Origin of the sequence: Halomonas halodenitrificans DSM 735 (assembly GCF_000620045.1) — a bacterium.
In the GTDB taxonomy this organism is placed as follows: domain Bacteria; phylum Pseudomonadota; class Gammaproteobacteria; order Pseudomonadales; family Halomonadaceae; genus Halomonas; species Halomonas halodenitrificans.
Genome location: NZ_JHVH01000001.1, coordinates 319,141 through 336,875, shown reverse-complemented (window position 1 = coordinate 336,875; position 17,735 = coordinate 319,141). Strand labels below are relative to the sequence as shown.

The window sequence follows — 17,735 nt, the reverse complement described above, 5'->3', positions numbered from 1 at the left end:
GCCGTTCATTGACGGCGGGGGTGCGGTTCACCGCAGCGAGATCAGTAGCCGATCAGCATCGATGGCAGGCCGGTCACCAGGACCGGGAAGAAGGCCATCAGCAGGCAGGCCAGCACGATCAGGGCCACGAAGGGGATGACCGCCCTGTAGAGGTCGACGATCTCCACCCCGGGGGGCGCCACGCCCTTGAGATAGAAGAGCGCATAGCCGAAGGGGGGCGTCAAGAAGGAGGTCTGCAGCACCACCGCCACCATGACCACGAACCACAGCATGTCCACGCCCATGCTGTCGACGATGGGCAGCATGATCGGGAAGCTGAGCAGCACGATGCCGGTCCAGTCCAGGAACATGCCCAGGATAAATACCAGAAACAGCATCAGTACCAGGGCGCCGATGTTACCGCCGGGCATGGCCATCACGACATCGTGGATGACCTCCATGCCGCCGCCGATGGAGAACACCCCGGTGAAGGCGGTCGCCCCGACTACCACCAGCATCACCATGGTAGTGGTCTTGCTGGCCTCGATCAGGGTGCGGTAGCAGGTCGACGCCTTGCGGTCGCCGAAGATCATGAACAGCACGAAGGCGATGGCCACCCCGATGGCCGAGGCCTCGGTGGCGGTGGCGATGCCCAAAAACAGCGAGCCCAGCACGCCGAGGATCAGCGACATGGGCGGCAGCACATACTTGGCGAGCATGACCAGCAGCTGGCCGGTGGAGGTCTCGGCGCGCTCCTCGGCGGGCACGGCCGGGCCGTAGCTGGGCTTTATAAAGCAGATGATCAATACGTAGAGGGCATACATCACGCCCAGCATCACCCCCGGCACCAGCGCGCCGGCGAACAGGGCTCCCACCGAGACCGGCGAGTAGCTGGCCATCAGGATCAGCATGATGCTGGGGGGGATCAGGATCCCCAGGCAGCCGCTGGCCATGATCACCCCGGCGCTGAGTTCCTTGTTATAGGAGTACTTGAGCATCGGGACCAGGGCGATCATACCCATCACCGCGATGGAGGCACCCACGATGCCGGTGGTGGCGGCCAGCAACACCGAGACGATGACCACGGTCAGGGCCAGACCGCCGCGCAGGTTGGCGAGCAGCAGGCGCATGGTGTCGAACATCTTCTCGGTGACGCCGGAATCATTGAGAAAGCGCGCCATCAGCACGAACAGGGGAATGGCCACCAGGACATAGTTGTCCATGGAGTTGCCGTAGATATTGTTGATCAGGATGCCCAGCGTCTTGGCGCCGGGGCCGAGCCAGGCGCCGAGCACGGCGACGCCGCCGAGCACGAAGGCCAGCGGGTGACCCATGAACAACCCGATCAGAAGGCCGCTGAACATGAACAGGGTGAGGATCTCGGGGCTCATGCGGCACCTTCCTTGCGCAGTTCAGTGCCGGCGCGGATGACGATGGCGGCGCCCTGCAACAGCAGCAGCAGGGCGGCCACGACGATGACGCCCTTCACCGGGTAGACCGGGATGGACATCATGCCGTAGGTGGTCTCGCCGCGGCTGAGGGAGCGTTCGAAGAAGGCCCAGCCGAAGGTCAGCAGCATCCAGATGAAGGGCACGAAGAAGAGCAGATAGCCGAGCAGCTCGAGAGTCGCCTGTTTGCGGCGGGACAGCAGGCGCTTGAGCACGTCGACTTCGACATGGGCATGATGGCGCAGGCCATAGGCCGCCATCAGCATGAAGTGGGCGCCGAACAGCATCTTGGTGACATCGAAGGCCCAGTCACTGGGGCGGCCGATAAAGAAGCGTGCGGCGATATCGTAGATCACGATCAGCGTGATCACGGCAAGGAGCGGGGCGATCAGGCGTCCGAACCCCTCGTTTAGGGCATCGATGGCCCTGGCAATGGCGTTCATGGTGAGGCTCTCGGAATCGATCTTGTCAGACGAACACAGGGCGCTGAAGAGGCCGCCGGAAGAGGGAGGCCGGGCACTTTGGGCCCGGCCCGGTTCGCTTACTCGTTCATGCAGCTCTCGAGTTTCTCGAGGGACGGCAGGTTGTCCATGGTGCGGCTCATGTTGAAGGGCACGGTCACATCACGCCAGTTGGCGTAATGCTCCAGGTAGCCGACCATGGAGTGGTAGATCTTGGCGTGCATCGGATCCTCGCAGGCACCCTGCAGGATCACCTCGTTGGTGATGTCCTGGATGCGCGCCAGATCCTCTTCGGACAGCTGGTTGATGGTCATGCCATCTTCCTTGAACTTGACCGTCGCCTCGGTGGACTGCCGCTCGGACCACGCCAGTGACCAGGTCATGGTCGCTTCGGCGGCGATCTTCAACTTCTCCTGGGTCTCCTCGGAGAGGGCATCCCAGGCATCCTTGTTGATCATCACGCCGAAGACGCTGGCGGACTGGTGCCAGCCCGGGGTGGACCAGTAGTCGGCGACCTCGCCGAAACCGGCCTTGTAGTCGACCCCCGGCGTGGAGAATTCACCGGCGTCGATCACGCCCCGCTCAATGGCCTGGTAGACCTCGCCACCCGCCAGGGTGACCTGGGAGCCGCCGAGCTTCTCGAGTACGCGGCCCTGATCGCGGCCGGAAAGGCGCAGGCGCTTGCCCTCCAGGTCAGCGATGCTCTCGATGGGCGTGCCACCCATGAAGCCGGACTCGTTGTTGGTGATGCCGTAGGGCAGGTAGACCATGTCATACTCGCCGTAGACCTCCTGATACAGCTCGAAACCGCCCCACTGGTTGATCCAGTTGAGGTAGTCGACGCCGTTGAACAGGCTGGTCGTTGTGGCCAGCGGCGAGAAGGCGGGGCTCAGGCCGGCCCAGTAACCGGGCCAGTCGGCGGCCGCCTCGATGGCGCCCGTCTGGGTGGCATCGAAGACCTCGCTGCCGGGCATCAGGGTGCCGCCGGCGCGGAAGTTGATGTTCAGCTCATCACCGACCAGCTGATTGGCCAGCTCGACCCAGTGACGATCCATCTGGATGAGATCGAGGTTGTCGGGCCAGGTGGTGGTCATGGTCCACTCTTCCTGAGCCTGGGCAGTAGTGCTCAGCGCGGCCAGGGCCACGCCGGCAGCCAGGCCGGTAAGTGTGAAGGAGCGCAGTGCTTGCATATTGTTTTCCCTTCGGTTCTGAGCGGGCGTCGGCGCCGACCGGACGAGGCACGATGGCAGGGGGCGCCGACGAGATGCATTGGCGAATTCGTAACTACGCTTGCAAACTAACACTCTGCAGGCCTGCAAGACGATTCCGCTTTTGTGCGATGCCTTGCCTTTTGAGCCAGAAAGCAGACACATTGCCGGTGGCCGTACAGGCAGCGGTGCTTTCGGGAATGATATTTTTATCAGATAGTTAGATGTTAATTACGTTGACGTAAAGGTAAGTCTTCGGGGCTGCCGCCAGCGTTGAACACTGCATCGCCATAAGACTAAAGTGCCAAGTGGCCGGGGCTCATGGAGAGGTGTCAGGAGAGGGCGATGACCGAGAGGCAGGAAGAAGGAGGCAGAGAAGGGCGAGAGTGGGGCGCCGCGGCCCGGGTGATACTGGACCAGGTCCCGGGGCTCGCCCTCCGTCGTTGGCGAGGCCTGATATGGTTGCAGGGAACGCCCCGGGCGTGCTGTGAGGCCGCCGGCGAGCTATGGCGAGCCGGCCGATGGCACTCCCCCCTCTGGGTCGCCCCCGAGGCGCCGCGGCGGATCGAGGCGGCGCATTGGCTGGCGCCCGCCCGGGCCCGTACCCGGCTGGGGGGCGAGCATGACCTGCTGATCATCGATGCGGTTTCCGAGGCGGCGGGCTTCGACCCCGATGCGGTCGCGGCCCTGGCCGGCACGCTGCGTGCCGGTGGCCTGCTGGTGCTGATGACCCCCAGGGCGTGGGGAAGCCGGCCGGATGCCGACTACGCGCGGCTGGCCGAGCATCCCTGGCGTCCCGAGGCACTGACGAGCCGCTACCTGGCCCGGCTGGCGCGCCTGTTGGAGGCCGACGACGCGGTAATCCGCTGGCATGTCGGAAAGTCGCCGCTGCTGCCCCGTTTTCCCACCCACCCGGGGCCCGCCGAAGCGATGCCCGCGGATCCGGACTGCCTGACCGAGGACCAGGCCCGGGCGGTGGGCCGCCTGGCGCGTCTGCGCCGCCGTCGTCCCCTGGTGATCACCGCCGACCGGGGACGCGGCAAGAGTGCCGCCCTGGGCATCGCCTGCGTCCGTTGGCTGGCCGCCGGCGAGCCCGAGGTGCTGGTGACCGCGCCGCGGCCCGCCGCGGTGGAGAGCCTGTTCGAACGCCTGGCGACGCTCTGCCCGCACGGCGAGAGGCGCGGGAACGCCTTCTCCACCGAGCAGGGGCAGGTGCGCTTCGTGGCTCCCGATGCCCTGGCCGAGCTGGCCCGGCAGGGTGAGGTCGGCGGTGCCGGCCGACTGCTGCTGGTGGACGAGGCGGCGGCCATTCCCGCCGGGCTGCTCGGCGAGTGGCTCGATGCCTTCCCGCGCATCGCCTTCGCCACTACGGTGCATGGTTATGAGGGCTCCGGGCGTGGCTTCGCCCTGCGTTTCCGCGAGCGTCTCGACCGCACCACGCCGGAGTGGCGGGGGCTGCATCTGGCGACGCCGATTCGCTGGGCGAGTGATGACCCTCTCGAGCCGTTGATCCATCGCTTGCTGATGCTGGATGCCGAACCTCTCGAACCGCCGGCTGAAACCGCCGGGGACGTGCACTGGTTGCCGCGGGAGACTCTGGCCGCCGATGAACCTCGCCTGCGCGCCCTGTTCGGCCTGCTGGTACAGGCCCACTACCGCACCACTCCCAGCGATCTGCGGTTGCTGCTGGATGGCCCCGGCCTCGCCGTCAGCGCCCTGACGGCGGAGGACGTACCGCTCGGGGTCGTGCTGACCGCGGATGAGGGTGGCTTCGATGCGGGGCTCGCCGAGCAGGTGGCGCGGGGCGAGCGCCGCCCACGCGGTCATCTTATGGCCCAGTCCCTGGCCGCCCACGCCGGCTCCCGAGAGGCCCTCACCGCTCGCCTGCGTCGGGTCGTACGCATCGCCGTGGCACCCCGGCGGCGCCGCGAGGGGTACGGCCAGGCCCTGATGACGGCGGAGCTGGAGCGTGCGCGACGGAACGGTTGCGACCTGTTGGGCGCCAGCTTCGGGGCCGAGCCGGCGCTGATTGCCTTCTGGCGGCGCCAGGGATTTCGCGTCGTGCGTCTCGGGCTGACCCGCGAGACGTCCACCGGTGAACACGCCCTGATGGTGGCGCGGGCCACCAGCCAGCGTGGCGAGTCGCTGCTGGGCTCGCTCGCCGAGCGCTTCCGGCGGGCCCTGCCCGGCCTGCTGGCTTTCGAGCTGCGTGGCCTGGCGCCGGAGGTGGCCAGCACGCTGCTGGCGGAGGGGCGCGACGCCGAATTGACGGATAGCGATCGGCGGGACGCGGAGGATATCGCCGTCGGCCATCGTGACCCGGCGCTGGCCCGTCCGGTGCTGCAGGCGCTGGTCCGCCACGCCCTGGCCGGCGGCATGGCGCCCGACGATCCTCATCTGGTATTGCTGGTGGCTTGGGGCTTTCAGGGCCTGGCCGGTGAGGCCCTGGCCAGACATCTTGGCGTACCGGGCCGACGCCAGGCCACCGCCCGGCTGCGTGAGGCAGTGGCGATACTGTTGTCCCTCTCTTCCCCTACAGCGGCATGCTGAGTAAGGTAGATCGGCAACCGAGGAAGAGAACATCATGAACGAACATCTCGACCGGCTGGCACCGCAGCCGCTCTGGCGTCATTTTCGCACCCTCTGCGAGACCCCGCGTCCCTCCGGCCACGAGGCCGCCCTGGCGGCTCGCCTCGAGGCCTGGGCCGACGAACAGGGGCTGGCGCATGAGCGTGACGCCTTCGGCAATCTGCTGATTCGAAAGCCTGCCTCCAAAGGCAGTGAAGACGCTCCGGGAGTGATCTTCCAGGGGCACCTGGACATGGTGCCCCAGGCCAACAGCGGCCATCCCCACGACTTTACCCGCGACCCCATCGAGACCCGGCTGGGCGACGATGGTTGGCTGCGTGCCCGGGATACCACCCTGGGCGCCGATAACGGCCTCGGCGTGGCCGCCGCCCTGGCCATTCTCGAGGATGGCGATCTTGCCCATGGCCCGCTGGAGGCGATCTTTACCCTGGAGGAAGAGTCCGGCATGGGCGGGGCGCTCAACCTCGCCGAAGATTGGCTGACGGGGCGTTATCTTCTCAATCTCGATTCCGAGGATCGCGGCGAGGTCTTTATCGGCTGTGCCGGCGGCACCGACGTGGTGGTGGAAGCTCAGCTGCCGGCCGCGCCCAGGGCCGACGACGAGGTGACGCTGCGCCTGTCGCTGACGGGCCTGCGCGGTGGCCACTCGGGGATCGATATTCACAAGGGGCTGGGTAACGCCAATCGGCTGCTGGTACGGGCGCTGCGCCTCCTGGAGCGCCTGGATATGCGGCTGGTTGCCTATCAGGGCGGCAACTTGCGGAATGCGCTGCCGCGGGAGGCGTTCGCGGTACTGACGCTGCCCGAGGAGGAGCGGGAGGCCGCGATGGAGGAGGTGGCCGCCTTGCAGGCGACCTTGCGCCAGGAGTACGCCGGGGTCGATGATGCGTTGGCGCTGACGCTCGAGGCGGTTGATGCATCCGCCGATGAGCCGCTTACCGCTCAGGCGACCCATCTGTTGCTGGCCGCGCTGCACGCCGCTCCTTGCGGCGTCGAGCGCATGAGCCACGAGGTGCCCGGCGTGGTGGAGACGTCCAATAACCTGGGCGTGGTAGGCCTCGAGGCGGGGCGCTTCCACCTCGGCGCCCTGGTGCGCTCCCTGCATGACAGTGCCGCTCAGGACCTGGCCGACCGCCTGCGTGCCGTGTTCGAACTGATCGGTGCCAAGGTGCGCCTCGCGAATGGCTACCCGGGCTGGGCGCCGCAGCGGGACAGTGAGCTGCTGACGCGTTTTCGGCGCGTGCATCATGACACGCTGGGCAGCGAGCCGGCGGTCAAGGTGATTCATGCCGGGTTGGAGTGCGGCATCCTGGGCGGCAAGTATCCGGCGCTTGAGATGATCTCCTTCGGGCCACTGATTCGCGGCGCTCACTCGCCGGACGAGCGGGTCGAGGTCGCCTCGGTGGAAGAGTTCTGGACGCTGTTGCGCGCCCTGGTCGAGGATCTGACGCGGTGATTCGCCGGTAATCGAGGCGGGTCGCCAGACACACGAGCGCCGGACCTGGGGCAGGACTATAGAGATTGCTTGCCGTGCTAGGGGCTTATCTGGCGGCAAGCCTTCGAGGAGGCGCTGTGAACCCCTCCCTGGGCGCTACCGATGCCATCCCTGGCATAGGACCTCCTCTTCGGCTTGCCCCCAGCGCCCCTCGCCGTTGATAACTGTGCTGGATCAGGCCAGGTAGCTGGCCAGCATCCAGACGGTCTTCTCCTGCTCGCGGATATAGTCGCCGGCCTGGGCGGCGGTGCCTTCGTCGTCGGCATCCGCGGCCAGCGAGAGGATCTCGCGCTGCAGTTCGATCAGCACCTGATAGCCTGACAGCACGCCCTCGACGCAGGCCTTGCCGTCCGAGACGTTCTTGTCCTCGGCGATGCGGGAGGTCGTCACATAGTCGCTGTAGGCGTGCAGCGGCTGGTGGCCCAGGGTCAGGATCCGTTCGGCGACCTCATCGACCTTGGCCAGCAGGTCGGTGTAGAGCTCCTCGAACTTCTCGTGGAGCTGGAAGAACTGCGGACCCTTCACGTTCCAGTGATAGCCGCGCACGTTCATGTAGAAGATCTGGTAGTTGGCCAGCAGCTCGTTGAGCTTTTCGGCCAGCTGGCTGGCGCTGGCTTCGTGCAGGCCGATACGGTTGGTGTCGCTCATGCGAATGCCTCCTTGGTTATCTGGGTATCCATGATCAGCGTACCGCCCGATGGCGGACAGTGAATTCTGACCATGAGCATCATAGCCTTGTTTCATCATGTCTTGGCGGGCAAGGCCGATTTCAAGTGCCCCGCGTCAACCCGCCACGCCACGAGGCGTCGCTATTCTGGGTGCTGGCACGATGTTCCCCCTCGCCGTTGTCCTGCGTACACTGAAGTCGTCCAATCTCGGGAGTGAGATCATGCGTCCCTGGCCCCTGCTTGCCATGCTGGCCCTCGTAGGTTGTCAGTCCGTTCCTGCCACCCTGCCGGTGGCCGACCCGCCTCCCGCGCCGGCATGCCACTGGCGCAGCGCCGCAGTGCCTGCCGACGAGATACTGCGACGCGCGGTAGTCGCTCTGGAGAATGATGGTTTTCTTATTCGTCATACCGCCACCGCGCCGGCACTGGTGAGTGCCGAGCGCACACGTATCCTGCCCGGTTATGGCAGTCGCGATGATGGTTGGGGGCGCCACGGTGTGTTCGGGGGTATCGGCCTCAATGGCGGCCGCGGCGGTTTCGGTGGCGGGGTGATGATCGGCTTCGGCGGTGTGGGTAGCCTGACTCGTGATGCCACCGAGCTGGAGCGGGTCTCGCTGCTGGTCAGCGGCAGTGAGGTGCGAGTCAGTCGTGACCTGCAGGTCATCGATTGGCGCGGAGAGCTGGCAGAGGCGCGCAGCGCCAGTACCGACGCCTTCTGTGGCGACCTGCGCAGGGCCATGCGTGCCGGCAGAGGTACGCCATGAGGCCTCTGCTGACTGCGTTACTGGCGGTGGGGCTCCTGACCGGTTGTGCAACGCCTTCATCGCCGCCACCGGCGGCGGTACTCTCTGTCGGGGCGTCTTCATCCTGTGCCCTGGAAGCCGCTGCCGAGGCACTGATGGCGAGCGGCTATGTGGTGCGTTACGCCGATGCCTCTCTGGGGCGCCTGGAGGCGGTGTTCTCTCGCTGGCCGGGCTATCGGGTTCGGGTTCGGATCGAAGGGGTGGGGTCGGGCAGCCGCCTGGCGCTGACCGCGACCCGTGGAGGGAGAGCCTTGCCGCCGGACACCCTGGAACGGCTGGTAGCGGATATCGTGGCGCTTCAGGTAGCTTCCGACGGGGGATCGAGGACTCAAGAGTCCCGCGATTCGTCGGGTTGCAGGTCGAGCCCCTCGACCATGGCCAGTACCCGGTCGCGCATGGTGGCCAGGGCATCGAGATTATAGGGTTTCGGCTCTCCCTGGCCCCAGACCGGCCCCGGCCAGGCGTCGTCGTTCGTGCGGCGCAGCACCAGATGGATATGCAGCTGCTCTACCACGTTGCCCAGGGTCGCCACGTTGAGCTTGTCGGCCTCCATCAGCGTCTTGAAGGCCTGGCCGATGCGGCTCGCCTCCCGCCAAAGCTGCTGCTGTTGTGCTTCGCCGAGCTCGAAGAGCTCGCTGACGCCATGTCGCCGGGGAATCAGCAGCAGCCAGGGGAAGCGGGTGTCGTCCATCAGCCGTAGCTGGCACAGCGGCAGCTCGGTGATCGGGTAGCTGTCTTCTATCAGGCGGGGGTCGGGCTCGAAGCGGTTCATCGGGGCTCTCCCGGTTAATCAACGGTGGTATCGCCTGCCTGGCATCATGCCACAGAACGGCAGGGAGTTTTCCTCGGCTCTCCGGGCGGCTAAGCTGTGCACTCCGATTTCCTAGGACCCTCTCCCATGACCCTGATCGAGGCGCTGGCCCTGCTGCTGATCGGCGCGCTGGCCGGTTTTATCAATGTGCTCTCTGCCGGTGGCTCCATGCTCACCCTGCCCCTGCTGATGTTTCTGGGCCTGCCTCCTCAGGAGGCCAACGGCACCAACCGCGTTTCCATTGCCCTGCAGAGCGTCTCCGCGGTGTATAACTTCTTTCGCGCCGGGGCGCGCCATCTCGGGCTTTCGCTGCGCCTCTCCGTGCCGGCGGTGGCGGGGTCTCTGGTCGGGGCCTGGCTCGCCCTGCGCACCGGCGATGCCCTGTTCGAGGCGATCCTGATCGTGGTGATGGCGGCATCGGCGCTGCTGATGCTGCTGCCCCAGCCGCGCCTGGATACCCGTCCGCTGACGCCAGAACGGCTGACCCCCGCGGTCTACCTGGCGATGTTCGGGATCGGTCTCTACGGCGGCTTTATCCAGGTGGGGGTGGGGGTCCTGTTCATCGTGGTGCTCTATCGCATGCTCAAGATCGACCTGGCCCAGGTCAACGTCTTCAAGGTGCTGATCGTGCTGGTCTACACGCTGCCGGCGCTGGTCCTCTTCCTGGTCAATGACCAGGTACGCTGGAGTCATGGCCTGGTGCTGGCGGCCGGTAGCATGTCGGGAGCCTGGCTGGCGGTGAGGGTCAACGTCAGTCCGCGGGGAGCCTTCGTGGTCAAGTGGCTGACCGTGGCGGTCATCGCGGCGATTATCCTGCGGTTGCTGCTGGGCTGAGGCGCGCTTTGCCGTGAGCTGCTAAATTACGAGAGCAACATTTGAAATTCACAAGGAGGTCAATCATGAAGCGTACACTGATGATGCTGGTGGCGGCGCTGTTCGCCGTTTCGCTGCTCTCCGGCTGCAATACCGTGCGCGGTGCCGGCCAGGATATCGAGCAGGGCGGAGAGGCGGTTCAGGACGCCGCTTCCTGAGCCGATGCCGGGGGGATGCAACGGCCGGAGCGGTGAAGCCGCTCCGGCCTTCTGGTATTGATCGAGGAAACTCAGATGTTGGTGACAAGACTCACACCGGTGCTTATCGGGCTGTTGCTGGCCGGCTGCAGCGGCATGCATTCGACGCCGAGCCCCGACCCGGCGCCGCCGCCTCCCCGGGTGGAAGCCGGCGGCGAGTGTAGTGCCGAGGGCGTTGATTCCCGCGTCGGGCACACCTATAGCGAGGCACTCGACGAGAAACTGCGCGCCGCGAGCGGTGCGGCCGCCATGCGGGTCATCCGGCCCGGCGATGCGGTGACCCTCGACCATCGGCCCGAGCGTCTCAATGTTCGCCTGGACGAGGCGGATACCATTACCGCCCTGAATTGCGGCTAATCACTCTACCTCTCTGGCGCCGTGTTCGACCTGGGTGCGGCGCTCCTCCTCTTCGGCCTGCTTGCGAAGTTTCTTGCGCAGGGCCGCCTTCTCGAAGCGTAGCTTCTGTACCTGTGTGGTAAGCGCCAGAGGCGGCACCGGGGCCGGTTTGCCATCGTCATCCACCGCCACCATGGTCAGGTAGCAACTGTTGGTGTGCCGGATCAGCTTGTTCTGGATGTCCTCGGCCACCACCTTGACGCCGATTTCCATGGAGGAGCGGCCGACGTGGTTGACGCAGGCCAGGAAGGTGACCAGCTCACCCACGAGGATCGGTTGCTTGAACAGCACCTGGTCCACCGAGAGAGTGACCACATAGTGGCCCGAGTAGCGGCTGGCGCAGGCATAGGCCACCTCGTCGAGCTTCTTGAGGATGGCGCCGCCATGTACCTTGCCGCTGAAATTGGCCATGTCGGGAGTCATTAACACGGTCATCGACAGCTCATGTTGGCCGGGCAGGGCGCCGGACAGGTCGTGGTCGTCCATGGGTTCTCCTAAGATGTTATCCACAGGGCGCCACCCCGCCCCGCCTGGGGGCAGGGTGGCTGGGGGTCAGAACCAGGTCAGACCGATGGAGATCAGCACCCCGGTGATCAGCAGCTGGATCAGGCAGAAGCCCATGATGTCCTTGGCCTTGAGCCCGGCGATGCCGAGTACCGGCAGGGCCCAGAAGGGCTGCAGCAGGTTGGTCCAGGCATCACCCCAGGCCACGGCCATGGCCATCCTTGGAATATCCACGCCCAGCGCCTGGGCGGCCGGGATCATCACCGGAGCCTGCACGGCCCACTGGCCGCCGCCGGAGGGCACGAAGAGGTTGACGATGCCGGCGCTGATGAAGGTCCAGAAGGGCAGGGTGGTCTCGGTGGCGAAGGAAACCAGTGCCTCGGACATGCTGGCCGCCAGGCCGGACTGCACCATGATCGCCATGATCCCGGCGTAGAACGGAAACTGGATGACGATGCCGGCTCCGCCCTTGATCGCCTCATGCAGGCTCTCCAGCAGGCTGCGCGGCGTGCGGTGCAGCACGATGGCCAGGAACAGGAACAGGAAGTTGACCACGTTCAGGTTGAGTCCGCCGCCGCGCAGGAAGAAGTGGTCGACCAGGAAGATCAGCCCCGGGATGCCGACCAGCCAGGCCAGCACCACGCTGTTCTCCATGCGTTCGGCGGGGCGGGTAATGCGCACCCTGGGCTCCTCATCATCGCCGAGCAGCTTGGGGTCGACGAACACGCTATCCTTTTCGTCGGGTAGCATCATGCGGTTGACCAGCGGCACGGCGATGAACAGCATCACCACGATGGCCAGGTTGAAGAAGGCGAAGATGGTAGAGCCGGTGCCGATCACACCGATCTGGTCGGCGCTGAAGTGGCCGTCGGTGGCGACGGTCAGTGGCACCGAGCCGGCCAGGCCGCCATGCCAGACGATAAAGCCGGAGTAGGCGCTGGCCACCAGCAGGCGGTAGTCGACACGCACCAGGCGCGCCAGCTCCTTGGCGAACAGTGCCCCCACCACAAGGCCGAAGCCCCAGTTGATCCAGCTTGCCGCCAGCGATACATAGGTGACCAGCAGGATGGCGCCGCCGGGACCCTTGGCGAGGGCGGCAAGACGCTGGAGCAGCCTCTTCACGGGAGGGGAGCTGGCCAGCATATAGCCGGTGACCAGCACCAGCAGCATCTGCATCGAGAAGGTCAGCAGGTTCCAGAAACCGTCCCCCCACATGCGCATCACCGCCAGCGGCGTCTGGCGCTCCACGGCGATGGCGGCCACTGCGGCGATGATGGTCAGCAGCAGCACGAAGATATAAGGGTCGGGAAGATAGCGTTCGACCAGCTTGACCGCTGGCCTGGAGAGAGCCTTGAGCATGGTGATCCCTTGCTGTTATGGATGTTATTGGATGTTCATTACATAAAATAGCGCAGCATCAGTATCTTGCGCTATTCACTCGCCAACGGTCCAGGCGGACTAGACGCCAGGGCAGCCGTCGCTAGCCATCTCGTTCCAGTCGGTGCGGCGTCGTTGATAGTAGTAGGCGGCCAGCGTCACCGAGCGAGTCAGCATAAACAGGGTGAAGGCGAGCCACAGACCATGATTGGCGAGGGCCTCGGGCAGCAATGCCTGGCCCAGCCACCAGACGGGGAGGTAGACGGCAAGCCCGACAAAGATGCTGTTGCGCATCTCGCGGATCGCCGTGGCGCCGATAAAGACGCCGTCCAGCAGATAGCCCCATACCGCGATCAGCGGCATGACGACCATCCACGGCAGATAGGTGGCGGCGGTGTCGCGTACTTCCGGTAGACCCGTAAGCAGGGCGATCAGCGCTTCGCCACCCCGAGCAAAGGCCAGACAAGCGATGCCGGCGGTGATCAGGGAAAACCAGGCGGCGCTGCGCACCGCCAGGGCGAACTCCGCCCAGCGTTTCGCGCCTACCGAACGCCCGGTAAGCGCTTCGGTGGCATGGGCAAAGCCGTCAAGGGCGTAGCTGGTCAGCATGATGAACTGCAGCAGCACGGCATTGGCCGCAAGGACGGTATCACCCTGAGCGGCGCCGCGTGAGGTAAAGAAGGCCATGGCAAAGAGCAGCCCCAGGGTGCGCACGAAGAGGTTGGCGTTGACCGAGAACAGTTCACCGTAGGCGGCAATCGCCAGCAGTCGACTGCGCAGGAAGCCACCCGATAGCCATCTGAGCTGGCGCGAGACCAGCCACAGGCCGAAGATCAGTGCCGTGTAGTCGGCGATCACCGTGGCCCAGGCCACGCCATCGCTGGTCATGCCGAGGCCGATGACAAACCCCAGATCGAGGATGATGTTGACGCCGTTGGTGAGCACCAGGATCGACAGGGTGACCCGCGAATTCTGCTGACCCAGGAACCAGCCGAGGATGGCATAGTTGGCCAGCACCGCCGGTGCGGAGAGGATGCGGATGCCGGCGTACTCGGCGGCCAGCGTCGTGGCGACCTCACTGCCGTCGAGCAGCCACAGCCCCAGCGTGATCAGCGGCCGTGAAAACACGACCAGGGCCACACCGATGCCCGCGGCCAACAGTAGTGACTGACCCAGAAGGTTGCGCACATCCGAGTCATTCTCGCGCCCTACCGCCTGGGAGGTGAGGCCGGTAGTGCCCATGCGCAGGAACCCGAAGCCCCAATAGAGAAAACTGAACAGGGTCGCCCCCAGGGTGACCGCCGCCAGATAGCGGGCGTCCGGCAGGTGGCCGACCACGGCGGTATCCACCAGCCCCAACAGCGGCACGGTGATATTGGAAAGGATGATTGGCCAGGCCAGCGTCAAGATACGCCGGCGCACGGCCCCGGGTGACGAAGTGTCCGAGCGGCTCACGAAGGGGCTCCCGAGGGTGACAAGCCGGGCAGCATGGCCGGCAGTGGTATATAACGCAACCGCCCCGCACAAAGGCGGGGCGATGTCGAGTGTGGCGAAGCCGAAAGGAGAACCCGTCAGGCGGCGGTGATGCGCTCGTACTTGGTCATCAGTTGCTCCTGGCTCTCTTCCCGCTCCGGGTCGAGGGGAATGCAGTCCACCGGACACACCTGCTGGCATTGAGGTTCGTCATAGTGGCCGACACACTCGGTGCACAGCTCCGGGTCGATGATATAGATCTCTTCGCCTGGCGAAATGGCCCCGTTGGGGCATTCCGGCTCGCAGACGTCACAGTTGATACACTCGTCGGTGATCATCAGGGCCATGGGGCACCTCACGGAAGTCGCTGGCCGCGGTCGTCGGGGTCTGCTCGGCATAATCCCGAGCCTGATACTCAGGTATTATAATGGCTCTTCAGCGCTGCCGCGACCCTGGGGTGCACGTGTTGCGCGACGTCACCACCCAGCTTGGCGATTTCGCGAACCAGGGTAGAGGAGATATAGGAGTTTTCCACCGCCGGCGTCAGGAAGACGGTCTCCAGTTCCGACATCTGGGCGCGGTTCATGTTGGCCAGTTGCAGCTCGTACTCGAAATCCGATACCGCCCGCAGGCCACGTAGCAGCACGCGTGCCTGGTGTTGCTTCATGAAGTCGGTCATCAGGCCCGAGAAGCCGACGACGTCAACATTATCCAGGTCGGAGACGACGTCCCGGGTCAGGGCGATTCGTGTATCGAGATCCAGCATCGGGCCCTTGCCGGGGCTGGTGGCGATGGCCACCAGCACTTTGTCGAACAGCCTGGCGGCACGCTCGATCAGATCGAAGTGGCCATTGGTAATGGGGTCGAAGGTGCCGGGATATACGGCGATATTCATTGCCGTCACTCCTCGAGTTTGCCGAAGGGGTTGTCGACTGCCAGGGAGACCGGGCGGGCGTAGCCGGGGATCTGGATCTCGGCATCGCTGATCGAGAGCTCGGGCCCTTCCAATACGCCTTCGCCGAAGCGGTAGCGTGGGGTAAAGCGGCCCTGATCGGCCTGCTGGCGGTAGGCGGCAGCCGTCTCGCGGGTCGCCTCGCGGCGTACTCGCCAGGCGGCGACGGCGGCTTCGCCGTGGCGCTGCACCAGCAAACGCTCGGTTACGTCAGGGGAGAGCAGCACCCCGGTCGCGTTATTGCCGCCGAAGCCCTTGGCATTGAGGAAGGCGGCGTCGGCCTTGAAGGCCCGCGTCTCTCGGGACAGCCCCAGGCGTTCTGCATGGACGTCGTCGGCCACGGCATCGAGGTTGGCGATGCCGGGGAGCAGGTCGTGGGCGAAGCTCCCCAGCGCACTGGTCAGTTGATCGCCTGCGGCACTGCCTTGCGAGTGGCCCACATAGGACTTCACCGCCACCACCGGCCAGCTGTCGATACCATAGGCCTGGGCCACCTGGTCGAGGACGTGGGACTCGGTCTCCCGGTTCTTGGGCGTGCTGGTGCCATGGGCGTGAATGAAGGTGCGCTGGCGCAGGGCCTGCTCGCCGAGCATCTCCCGCACCAGGGAGGCGGCCTTGCCCAGGGTGATGTAGTTGCCGATACCCGGTGCGGAGATCGAGCGTTTCCAGCCGTCGGCATTGACGAAGACCTCCGGGACGCTGCCCAGGACCTCGGCGCCGACCTCCATGGCCAGGGTGTCATCCATCAGCATCACGAACTGGCTGGATTCGGCGATGGTGAAGCCGCAGTTGCGGGCGAAGGGACGGCAGCTCTTCTGGTAGTCGGCGTCGGTCAGCAGCTCCAGGGCATCCAGGGCGCGCAGGCTGTCGTCGTCGGCCAGGGCGCCCATGGTGCGGAAACCTTCGATGATTTCCGGGGTGACGGGGGCGTCGGCGGTACCCACTATCGCTACCCGGCAGCGTCCGCTGCGGATGTCTTCGACGCCCAGGCGCAGGTTGTAGAGAAAGCTGGCGCAGGCGCCCATGGCCGCACCGGTGCTGCCCACACTGCCCAGTACATAGGCATTGAGGAAGTCGGCGGGCATCTGCCCGTAGCCCAGCGGCATCTGCTTGGAAGTGGCGCGCTTGCCGGAGGCGAAGCTCTTGAGCAGCCCGCCCCAGCCCTCATCGTCGAGCTGGCCAATGGAGTTGCCGGCATAGACGGCCACCTCGTCGGGGTCGAGGCGATCGCTCAGTGAACTCCAGTCGAGACCGCTGTCACCCAGGCAGTCGCTGGCAGCGAAGATCGCCATGGAAAGCCCGCGTGGATGATGCACGCTGCGGTAGAGCTGGCTGGGTTCGAAACCACTGGGCAGCTGGCCGGCGGCGCGCACCTGGGCGGGGCGGTGCTCGGGCAGCATCACGTTCATCTCGCCGGCGGGTACCGTCACCTCCAGCAACTTGCCGTCGAGTTCTCGCACCTGCCAGGCCTCCGGAAGGTCCAAAGGCAGCTGGCGGCGGCGAACGCGGAAGGTGAGCGGGGCATCCAGTTCCAGGCTGGCCCGACGGTTGGCGGGCAGCCCCGGAGCATTGAAACGCGGGTCCTCTATGCGGCGGATCAGGGTATGGTCGAGAACCTGCTGACGGGTCTGCTCGACGATGGTGGCAGGATCCAGAGGGTGCCCTTCGGCGTCCTGCCAGCAACCATCTTCCTGGCCGCTGGCCAGACGCATCATGGCAGCCAGGCCCAGCAGGGCTCGGGTCTGGTCCTCCACGGGCAAGGCGTCGAGCACGGTACGGCGAAAAGCCTGGTGGCCCGAGGTTCTGCCGGCAGGGTTCACGCCGCCCATGCCGACGATCACCGGTAAGTGTGACAAGCCGGGTTCCTCGTTGTGCTGTTGGTGTCTACGAGTACTTCATCGATGGGGGATCATAGCACCCGGCCAGCGGCGGCGTCATGCGCCGGCATGGGACGCAGCGATCTTCGCTCGCTGCCGGTTATAGATAAAACGTATGTTTGAAATTTGTGTGTGGCTCGGCTAGCCTAAGATGGCTGTTTGAGTCATACGAGTGCTTGCATGGGCGCCTTTCTTCGGAGGGCGCCCTTTTTTTGGCCACCAGGGTCGCGGCTCGGGCCAGGCCTTGCTCAAGCATGATCCTGGGTGCCCTCTGGGTGGAAAAGCGCCGCGATGAGCGCTAGCTTGTTCTTGGCCAACACCGCTGTTTGTCACTTTTTCATGCTTCTCAGGAGGGAACGCAATGCAGCGTACTATGACACGGAAGCTTTTCCTGGCCTTGCTGGCCGGCCTGCTCGCACTGGGCCTGGCGGCGTGCGAGGACGATCAGGGGCCCGCCGAGAAGGCCGGTCAGGAGATTGATCAGGCGGTTGAAGAGGCGGGTGAAGGTGTCGAGGAGATGGGCGATACCATCGAGGATGCCAGCGAGGGCAACTGACATCGATTATAACCGTCACCGATACAACAGGCCGGGCCATATCAGCCCGGCCTGTTGCCTTTACAGGA

Annotated in this window: 18 protein-coding genes; 7 read left to right on the top strand and 11 right to left on the bottom strand. The window is 65.4% G+C overall.

The annotated features are described in order from the left end of the window. Positions 1-41 precede the first annotated feature (41 nt). The 3 genes from Q358_RS0101650 to dctP form a co-directional block, all read right to left on the bottom strand. Positions 42-1,370, bottom strand: a complete 1,329-nt coding sequence (locus Q358_RS0101650; protein WP_027960444.1) for a TRAP transporter large permease — start codon at positions 1,368-1,370, stop codon at positions 42-44. Beyond that, entirely contained in the window at positions 1,367-1,870 is a 504-nt protein-coding gene (locus Q358_RS0101645) for a TRAP transporter small permease subunit (RefSeq protein WP_027960443.1), read from the bottom strand. Before Q358_RS0101645 ends, Q358_RS0101650 begins: the two co-directional genes overlap by 4 nt. Before the next feature lie 98 nt (positions 1,871-1,968). Continuing rightward, complete coding sequence (gene dctP / locus Q358_RS0101640; RefSeq protein WP_027960442.1) at positions 1,969-3,078, bottom strand: TRAP transporter substrate-binding protein DctP; 1,110 nt, start codon at positions 3,076-3,078, stop codon at positions 1,969-1,971. Between the two features lie 363 nt (positions 3,079-3,441). On the opposite strand from dctP, the gene Q358_RS0101635 reads away from it, so the two are divergent. Further along, a complete protein-coding gene (locus tag Q358_RS0101635; RefSeq protein ID WP_051530118.1) occupies positions 3,442-5,646 on the top strand; it encodes a tRNA(Met) cytidine acetyltransferase TmcA in 2,205 nt (734 codons plus the stop codon). Positions 5,647-5,680: 34 nt separating this feature from the next. Then, the gene (pepD, locus tag Q358_RS0101630; protein WP_027960440.1) at positions 5,681-7,141 is read left to right on the top strand and encodes a beta-Ala-His dipeptidase; all 1,461 of its coding nucleotides are present in this window, start codon (positions 5,681-5,683) and stop codon (positions 7,139-7,141) included. A 213-nt stretch (positions 7,142-7,354) separates the two neighbouring features. Here pepD and Q358_RS0101625 read toward each other — a convergent pair whose 3' ends face one another. After that, on the bottom strand, positions 7,355-7,828 hold the full coding sequence (locus tag Q358_RS0101625; protein WP_027960439.1) for a Dps family protein: 474 nt from the start codon (positions 7,826-7,828) through the stop codon (positions 7,355-7,357). Positions 7,829-8,069: 241 nt separating this feature from the next. Here Q358_RS0101625 and Q358_RS16315 point away from each other — a divergent pair, with 241 nt between their 5' ends. Next, positions 8,070-8,612 carry a hypothetical protein gene (locus Q358_RS16315; protein ID WP_043487453.1) on the top strand — a complete coding sequence of 181 codons (543 nt, stop codon included), beginning with the start codon at positions 8,070-8,072 and terminating at the stop codon, positions 8,610-8,612. A gap of 367 nt (positions 8,613-8,979) precedes the next feature. On the opposite strand, the gene Q358_RS0101615 is transcribed toward Q358_RS16315, so the two are convergent. Next, entirely contained in the window at positions 8,980-9,423 is a 444-nt protein-coding gene (locus Q358_RS0101615; protein WP_027960438.1) for an HIT family protein, read from the bottom strand. A gap of 126 nt (positions 9,424-9,549) precedes the next feature. Here Q358_RS0101615 and Q358_RS0101610 point away from each other — a divergent pair, with 126 nt between their 5' ends. From Q358_RS0101610 to Q358_RS0101600, 3 genes are all read left to right on the top strand, one after another. Further along, on the top strand, positions 9,550-10,296 hold the full coding sequence (locus tag Q358_RS0101610) for a sulfite exporter TauE/SafE family protein (RefSeq protein ID WP_027960437.1): 747 nt from the start codon (positions 9,550-9,552) through the stop codon (positions 10,294-10,296). 65 nt (positions 10,297-10,361) lie between these two features. After that, complete coding sequence (locus Q358_RS0101605; RefSeq protein WP_027960436.1) at positions 10,362-10,493, top strand: entericidin A/B family lipoprotein; 132 nt, start codon at positions 10,362-10,364, stop codon at positions 10,491-10,493. Between the two features lie 75 nt (positions 10,494-10,568). After that, positions 10,569-10,889 (top strand): I78 family peptidase inhibitor, encoded by a 321-nt coding sequence (locus Q358_RS0101600; protein WP_027960435.1) that lies wholly within the window; start codon positions 10,569-10,571, stop codon positions 10,887-10,889. Here the strand turns inward: Q358_RS0101600 and Q358_RS0101595 are convergent, their stop codons facing one another. The 6 genes from Q358_RS0101595 to Q358_RS0101570 form a co-directional block, all read right to left on the bottom strand. Then, the gene (locus Q358_RS0101595; protein WP_027960434.1) at positions 10,890-11,414 is read right to left on the bottom strand and encodes an acyl-CoA thioesterase; all 525 of its coding nucleotides are present in this window, start codon (positions 11,412-11,414) and stop codon (positions 10,890-10,892) included. 66 nt (positions 11,415-11,480) lie between these two features. Then, the gene (locus tag Q358_RS0101590; protein WP_027960433.1) at positions 11,481-12,791 is read right to left on the bottom strand and encodes a short-chain fatty acid transporter; all 1,311 of its coding nucleotides are present in this window, start codon (positions 12,789-12,791) and stop codon (positions 11,481-11,483) included. Positions 12,792-12,890: 99 nt separating this feature from the next. Beyond that, positions 12,891-14,264, bottom strand: coding sequence for an MATE family efflux transporter (locus Q358_RS16310; RefSeq protein WP_051530117.1), 1,374 nt, complete (start codon positions 14,262-14,264; stop codon positions 12,891-12,893). 116 nt (positions 14,265-14,380) lie between these two features. After that, positions 14,381-14,629 (bottom strand): YfhL family 4Fe-4S dicluster ferredoxin, encoded by a 249-nt coding sequence (locus Q358_RS0101580; protein WP_027960432.1) that lies wholly within the window; start codon positions 14,627-14,629, stop codon positions 14,381-14,383. 68 nt (positions 14,630-14,697) lie between these two features. Beyond that, complete coding sequence (gene coaD, locus Q358_RS0101575) at positions 14,698-15,177, bottom strand: pantetheine-phosphate adenylyltransferase (RefSeq protein WP_027960431.1); 480 nt, start codon at positions 15,175-15,177, stop codon at positions 14,698-14,700. Between the two features lie 5 nt (positions 15,178-15,182). After that, positions 15,183-17,063, bottom strand: coding sequence for a beta-ketoacyl synthase (locus tag Q358_RS0101570; protein ID WP_043487485.1), 1,881 nt, complete (start codon positions 17,061-17,063; stop codon positions 15,183-15,185). A gap of 409 nt (positions 17,064-17,472) precedes the next feature. Between Q358_RS0101570 and Q358_RS0101565 the strand changes: the two genes are divergently transcribed. After that, positions 17,473-17,667: a hypothetical protein gene (locus Q358_RS0101565; RefSeq protein WP_027960429.1), complete on the top strand. Its 195-nt coding sequence runs from the start codon at positions 17,473-17,475 to the stop codon at positions 17,665-17,667. Positions 17,668-17,735 lie beyond the last annotated feature (68 nt).